General features: G+C 75.3%; 2 protein-coding genes. Both read right to left on the bottom strand.

Annotated elements, in window-relative coordinates:
* Positions 1–1,400 (bottom strand): condensation domain-containing protein (locus tag AOK00_RS23720; RefSeq protein ID WP_254047475.1); only part of this gene is annotated, 1,400 nt, incomplete at its 3' end.
* The coding region (locus tag AOK00_RS23725; RefSeq protein WP_055602317.1) for a non-ribosomal peptide synthetase at positions 1,397–7,767 on the bottom strand (6,371 nt) is incomplete at its 5' end. The genes AOK00_RS23725 and AOK00_RS23720, both read right to left, overlap by 4 nt.

The following is a 7,767-nucleotide window of genomic DNA, read 5'->3' on the forward strand; positions in this document are numbered from 1 at the left end:
CCCACCGGCACCACAACACCCGTCGCGTTCCACCCACCCACCAACCGATCACGCTCGGCGGCATCCAGGACGTCGACCGCGCCCACGGGCAGGTCCGCGTCCATGACCGCCGCGCGCAGCACGCGCTCCAGTCGGCGCACGATCCGTTCGGCCGCCGCGTGGTCGAAGAGGTCGGGGCGGTAGTCGAGGCGCACCTGCACGCCGGCCGCCGTCCGGGAGACGACGAGGGTGAGCGGGTAGTGGGTGGCGTCACGGCCCTTCGCGCCGACGAGGCGCAGCCCGGAGTCGAGCCGGGCGCCCTCGGCGGCCGGGTCCACGGGGTAGTTCTCCACGAGGACGGTGGTGTCGAAGAGTTCGCCCCCGCCGGCCAGCGCCTGGATCTCGGCGAGGCCGAGGTGCTGGTGCGGGCCGAGGTCGGCCTGTTCGTTCTGTACACGGGCCAGGGCCTTGGACCACGGTTCGTCGTGGTCGAGGGTGACGCGGACCGGGACGGTGTTGATGAAGAGGCCGACCATGGACTCGACGCCGGGCACCTCGGCCGGGCGGCCGGCGACGGTGGTGCCGAACACGACGTCGTCGCGTCCGGTGAGGCGGCCCAGGACGACGGCCCAGGCGAGCTGGACGACGGTGTTGAGGGTGACAGCGCCGGAGGCGGCGAGTTCCGCGATGCCGTCGCCGAGGTCGGCGGGGAGCAGGGTCTCGACGCGCTCCGGCATGCGGGCCTCGCGGCCGGCGTCGGCCGGGGCGAGGCGCGTGGCCTCCTCGACGCCGGCGAGGGTGCGCCGCCAGACCTGCTCGGTCTCGGTGCGGTCCTGCGCGGCCAGCCACTGGAGGTAGTTCTTGTACGGGGTGACGGGCGGCAGGGCCTGTGCGCCCTGCTCGTACGCGGTGAACAGTTCGCGCAGCACGACCGGCATGGACCAGCCGTCGAGCAGGATGTGGTGGTTGGTCACGACCAGCCGGTGCAGCGCGTCCTCGCGGCGGATCAGGAGGCAGCGGATCAGCGGCGGTGCGGCCAGGTCGAAGCGCTCGGCGCGGTCCTCGTCGGCGAGCCGGCCGAGTTCGGCCTCCCGCTCGTCCGCGGGCAGGTGGGTGAGGTCGGCCTCGCGCCAGGGCAGTTCGACCTCGCGGAGGATGAACTGCACGGGCTTTCCGGAGCGTACGGACCGGAATCCGGCCCGCAGGTTGGCGTGGCGCCGCAGCAGGGCGGCCATCGCGTCCTTGAGGCGTGCCGCGTCGAGCGGTCCCTCCAGGTCGACGGCGAGCTGGACGGCGTAGACGTCGGGGCCTTCGCCGTCGTCGAGCAGGGAGTGGAACAGGAGGCCTTCCTGCAGGGGGGACAGGGGCAGGACGCCCTCGAGTCCGGACGGCTTGCGGGCCGGTCGGCTGGTGTGCGTCACTTCAGATCCTCCAGGTCGGCCAGGTCGGCCTCGAGCTCGTCGATCTCGCCCTGGTCCAGGTCGGCCAGGGAGAGGTCGGATGTCGTCAGACTGCGGGGGGCGCCGCCGGCGGGGGCGGCGTGTGCGGTGCTGTACCGCGTGAGGGCGTCGAGGGCCTCGAACCAGAGGCCGGTGAGGGCGTCGACGTCGGCCTCGTCGAAGAGGCCGCCGGGCCAGGTCCAGGTCACGGTCAGCTCGGGTCCGGAGGCCCGGTCGTGGGTGACCGCGTTGACCTCCAGACTGTGGGCGAACGGCAGGTCCGGGTCGGTCGGGGCGATGCGTACGTCCTCGGGCGCGGCGCCCCAGTCGGCGGGGCCGGCGGAGTGGTCGGTGCGGACGCGGCCCAGATAGTTGAAGCCGATCTGCGGTGTGGCGCCCCCCGCGAGGAGGTCCGCGGTGCGGGGGTTGAGGTGGCGGAGCAGGCCGTATCCGGCGCCCTTGGCGGGGATCGCGCGGATCTGGCCGCTCACCCGGCGCAGGGCCTCGCCTGCGGCCGGGGCTCCGCCGACGACCTCGTGCCACTTGACGCCCGGGTCGAGGCGCAGCGGGTGCATGGCGGTGAACCAGCCGACGGTGCGGGAGAGTTCGGCGCCGTCGTCGTCGGTGCGGCCGTGGCCCTCCACGTCGAGGAGCACGGGCCCGGCGCCCGGCGCGCCGCGCCTGCGACCGCGTCGCCATTCGGCGAGGGCGAGCGCGAGGGCGGTGAGCAGGATCTCGTCGGGGCCGGCGCCGGTCGACGCGGGTACCGCGGTGAGCAGGGGCTCGGTGCGGTCGGCGGGGAGGGTGCGGGTACGACGGCGGGTGGTGGCGTGGGTGTCGGCGGCGGGTTCGAGGGCGCGGTCGGAGAGGAGCGGGTCGGCTTCCGCGGTCATCCTCTCCCACAGCGGGAGTTCGGCCTCGACGGCGCCGGTGAGGGCACGGTCGGCGAGGCGGCGGGCCCAGGTGCGGAAGGAGGTGCGGGCGGGTGCGATCTCGGTCTCGCGGCCTGCTTCGGCGTCGGCCCAGCAGGTCATGAGCTCGGGGACGAGGATGCGCCAGGAGACGCCGTCGACGACGAGGTGGTGGGCGAGGAGCAGGAGTCGTCCGGAGCGGTCGGGTCCCGCGTCGAACCAGACGGCGCGGAGCATCTCGCCCCGGTCGGGGTCGAGGGCCCGGCGGGCGGTCTCGGCGTGGTCGGCGAGGAGCGGGGCGAGGGCGTCGTCGGGGATGGCGGTGATCTCCACCCGGGTGACGCGGTCGGCGGCGTCGGTCTTGCCGGCGGGCGGGACGTCCAGGGTCCAGGGGCCGTCCCCGGTCCGGTCGAGGCGGGCGCGGAGCAGGTCGTGTCCGTCGAGCACGGCCTGGACGGCGGCGACCAGGGCCCGTTCGCCGAGGCCCGCGGGGGTGCGGAGCAGGACGGACTGGTTGAAGCCCTTGACGGGGCCGCCGAGGCCGCGCAGCCATTCCATGATGGGGGTGGCGGGCACGGCTCCGGTGCCGTCGTCGGGGGCGCTCGCGGTGTCGGCGCCCGGCGCGGTCGCGGCGAGGGCGAGGGCCTCGACGGTCTGGTGCTGGAAGATGTCGCGCGGGGTGAGGACGAGTCCGGCCTCGCGGGCCCGGCTGACGAGCTGGATGGAGACGATGCTGTCGCCGCCCATGGCGAAGAAGTTGTCGTCGACGGCGACCTCGGCGACGCCGAGCAGGTCGGCGAAGAGCGTGCACAGCAGTTGCTCGCGCTCGTTGCGCGGGGCGCGGCCGCCGCCGCCCGCGTACCGGGGTGCGGGCAGGGCCCTGCGGTCCAGCTTTCCGGTGCGGGTCAGGGGCAGTTCGGCGAGTTCGACGAACGCGGCGGGCGTCATGTAGTCGGGCAGCAGGGCCGCGACGTGGGCACGCAGCGCGTCGGTGTCGAGCGGGTGGCCGGCGGCCGGGACGGCGTAGGCGACCAGGCGCTTGTCGCCGGGCCGGTCCTCGCGGACCACGACGACGGTCTGGGCGACGGCCGGGTGGGCGGCGACGGCGGCCTCGACCTCTCCGAGCTCGATGCGGAAGCCGCGGACCTTGACCTGGGCGTCGGCGCGGCCGGCGAACTCCAGGGCGCCGTCGGCCCGCCAGCGGACCCGGTCGCCGGTGCGGTACATGCGCGACCCGGGCGGGCCGTACGGGTCTGCGACGAAGCGTTCGGCGGTGAGGCCGGGGCGGCCGGTGTAGCCGCGGGCCAGGCCCTCGCCGGCGACGTACAGTTCGCCGGTGACGCCGTCGGGGACGGGCCGCAGGGCCGCGTCGAGGACGTAGACGCGGGTGTTGTCGAGCGGGCGGCCGATGGGGAAGGCGTTGCGGGCGACGTCCTCGTCGGTGAGGGCGTGGTGGACGACGCACAGGGTGGTCTCGGTCGGGCCGTAGCTGTTGGTGAGGCGGGCTCCGGCGGTCCGCTCCAGGACCTTGCGGACGGCGGTCGCCGAGGCGGTGTCGCCGCCGACGTAGATGTCGCGCAGGTCGCGGAAGGCGTCGGCGTGGTTCTCGGCGAGGAGCCGGAACACGCCCTCGCTGAACAGGCCGACGGTGACGCGGTGCCGGGTCATGGTGGCGGCCAGGGAGGCGATGTCGGTGGCGTCGCCGTCGGAGGCGACGATCAGGGCGCCGCTGAGGAGGGGGCCCCACAGTTCGTACGTGGAGGCGTCGAAGGACGGCGGGGAGTGCATGAGCACCCGGTCGTCGGCGCCGTGGCCCCAGTAGCGGTCGCGGGCGAGCCCGGCGACGTTGCGGTGGGTGACGGCGACGCCCTTCGGCTCACCGGTGGAGCCGGAGGTGTACATGACGTACGCGAGCCGGTCCGGGTGGATCGCGGGCAGTTCGGCGTCGTGCTCGCCGGCTTCCGGGAGCCCCTCGTCGAGAAGCAGGACGGCGGCGGACCCGTCCGGGACGCGGGCGGCGGTGGCCGTCTCGGCGAGGACGAGGACGGTCGCGGTGCCGTCGAGGATCCGGCGGGTGCGGGCCTCGGGGCTGCGCACGTCCAGCGGTACGTACACGCCGCCCGCCTTGGCGACGGCGAGGGTCGCCACGACGTGGGCGGCCCGGTCGGCGAGGAGCAGCGCGATCCGGTCCTCGGGGCGGACGCCCCGGCCGAGCAGGGCGCGGGCGAGCCGGTCGGAGCGCGCGTCGAGTTCGGAGTAGGTGAGGGAGAGGTCGCCGCGGACGAGGGCGGTCGCCTCGGGGGTGCGGGCGACCTGGCGGCGGAACAGCTCGGGCAGCGACGCCTCGGGGCGCTGGTGGCCGGTGGCGTTGCGGACGACGAGGAGGTCGTGGAGTTCCGCGTCGTCGAGGACCGCGAGGCCGCTGACCGGCAGTTCGGGGGTGTGCGCGGCGGCGGTGAGGAGCCGCTGGAGCCGGGTGGCGACCGTTTCCGCGGTGGAGCGGTCGAACAGGTCGAGGGCGTACTCGATCCGGCCGAGGATGCCGTCGGCGGCCCCGTCGGCGGTGTGCCGCTCCCAGAGGCTGACGGACAGGTCGAACTTGGCGACGGGGGCGTCGGCGCCCTCGACGTCGATCCGCAGTCCGGGCAGGTCGATCTCGGGCCGGGCTGTGTTGTGCAGGATCAGCATGACCTGGAAGAGCGGGTGGCGGGCCAGGGACCGTACCGGGTTCAGCTCCTCCACCAGCCGCTCGAACGGCAGGTCCTGGTGGGTGTACGCGGCGAGGTCGGTCTCGCGGACCCGGGCGAGCAGTTCGCGGAAGGTCGGGTCGCCGGAGGTGTCGGTGCGCAGGACCAGGGTGTTGACGAAGAAGCCGACCAGGTCGTCGAGGGCGTCGTCGGTGCGTCCGGCGATGGGCGTGCCGATCGGGATGTCGTCGCCGGCGCCGAGCCGGGTCAGGAGTGCGGCCAGACCGGCCTGGAGGACCATGAAGAGGCTGACGCCGTGGGCGCGGGCGAGCGCGGCGAGCGCGGCGTGGGTGTCGGCGTCGAGCTCCAGCGGCACGTTGTCGCCGCGGTAGGTGGCGACCTCGGGCCGGGGGCGGTCGGCGGGCAGGTCGAGTTCCTCGGGGAGGCCGTCGAGGGCGGCCTTCCAGTGGTCGAGCTGCCGGGTGAGCTGGCTGTCCGGATCGGTCTCGTCGCCCATGACGGTCCGCTGCCACAGGGTGTAGTCGGCGTACTGGACCGGCAGCGGTTCCCAGGCCGGTGCGGCGCCGCGGGTGCGGGCGGTGTAGGCACGGGACAGGTCGGCGAGCAGGGGGGTGAGGGACCAGCCGTCGCTGGCGATGTGGTGGGTGACGAGGACGAGCACGCGGGCGCCGGAGCCGTCGGCGGTGAGCAGGCGGGCCCGCAGCGGCGGCTGGACCGTCAGGTCGAAGCCGCCGACGACGGTGTCGGTGATCGCCTGCTCCAGCTCGTCGGCCGTGACGGCGCGTTCGTCGAGGACGGCGGCGCCCTCGACCGGGCCGAGGACGTGCTGGCGGGGGACGCCGTCGGTCTCGGGGAAGACGGTGCGCAGGCTCTCGTGGCGGTCGGTGACGTCGCGGAGCGCGGCGCGCAGGGCGGCACGGTCGAGCGTGCCGTCGAGCCGGAGCACCAGGGGCACGTTGTAGGTGGCGTTGGGGCCTTCGAGCCGGTTGAGGAACCACAGCCGGGTCTGGGCGAAGGACAGCGGGACGCGGTCGCCGCGGTCGGCGGGGACGAGCGCGGGGCGCGTCTCGCCGGGGGTGGTGAGCCGGGCGGCGACGCCGGCGACGGTCGGGGCGTCGAACAGCGCCTTGACGCCGACGCGGACCCCGAGGGTGGAGGCGATCCGGCTGAGCAGCCGCATGGCGAGCAGGGAGTGGCCGCCGAGGGCGAAGAAGTCGTCGTCGACGCCGACGCGTGCGACGCCGAGGACGTCGGCGAACAGGCCGGCGAGGATCTCCTCCTCGGGGGTGCGCGGGGCGCGGGTCACCGGCCCGCCGACGGCCTCGGGGGCGGGCAGCGCGGCCCGGTCCACCTTGCCGTTGGCCGTGAGCGGGAGCGCGTCGAGGACGACGACGGCGGTGGGCGTCATGTACTCGGGGAGCACCCCGGCGACATGGGCGCGGACGCGGTCGGGCACGAGCCGCTCGCCGGGGGCGGGGACGACGTAGGCGGTGAGCCGCTTGTCGTCCCGCTGGTCCTCGCGGACCAGCGGGAGTGCCTGGCGGACGCCGGGGGCGGACAGCAGGGCGGCCTCGACCTCTCCGAGTTCGATCCGGAAGCCGCGGACCTTGACCTGGTGGTCGGCCCGGCCGACGTACTCCAGGACGCCGGCGGCGTTCCAGCGGACCCGGTCGCCGGTGCGGTACATGCGCGCGCCGGGCGGGCCGTACGGGTCGGCGACGAACCGCTCGGCGGTGCCGGCCGGACGGCCGAGGTAGCCGCGCGCCAGGCCGGTTCCGGCGATGTACAGCTCGCCGGTGACGCCGTCGGGCACGGGCAGCAGGGCCGTGTCGAGGACGTAGGCGCGGGTGTTCCACATGGGGCGGCCGAGCGGGACCGGTCCGGCGGCGAGCGGGGCGCCCGCCGGGACGCGGTGGTCGAGGACGCCGACGGTGGTCTCGGTGGGGCCGTAGTGGTTGACGACGGCGACCTGGGGGTGCCGGGCGCGCCACGCGGCGAGCTGTTCGGCGTGCAGGGCCTCGCCGCCGGTCATCAGCTCGGCGGTCGGGGAGAGTTCGTCGGGCAGGGTGTCGAGGATCGGCAGGTGGCTGGGGGTGGCCTTGAGGAAGGTCAGGCCGCCGGGGACGTCGAGGGTCTCGTCGAGGTCGGCGATGTGGAGGCAGCCGCCGGCGAGGAGGGTGCCGTACAGGGTGGTGAGGCCGAGGTCGAAGGAGAGCGGCGAGTGGAGGAGGGTGCGTCCGCTCAGGCCGGGGTACTCGGCGGCGCAGCGCACCACGTAGTCCACCAGGGCCCGCTGCTCGACGACGACGCCCTTGGGCGCGCCGGTGGAGCCGGAGGTGTAGACGACGTACGCGGCGTCGAGGGGGGTGACGGGCGTGGCCCGGTCGGGTTCGGCCGGGGCGTCGGTGCGGGCGCGGGCGAGCGCGTCGGCGATGTCGGGGGCGTCCAGGACGAGGACGCGGGCGCCGGTGCCGGCCAGGTGCGGGGCGGCGTCCAGGGTGGCGGCGGTGGTGAGCACGAGGGCGGGGCGGGCGTCGGCGAGGAGCCGGGTGACGCGCTCGCCGGGGTGCTCGGGGTCGAGCGGCAGGTAGGCGGCACCGGCCTTGCCGACGGCGAGCATCGCCGCGACGGCGGTGGTCGAGCGGGGCAGGGCGAGGGCGACCAGGGTGTCCTGGCCGGCGCCGTGTTCCAGGAGCAGGTGGGCGAGGCGGTTGGCGCGGGCGTCGAGCC

It is taken from the genome of Streptomyces aureus (genome assembly GCF_001418135.1).
Taxonomy (GTDB): Bacteria; Actinomycetota; Actinomycetes; order Streptomycetales; family Streptomycetaceae; genus Streptomyces; species Streptomyces aureus_A.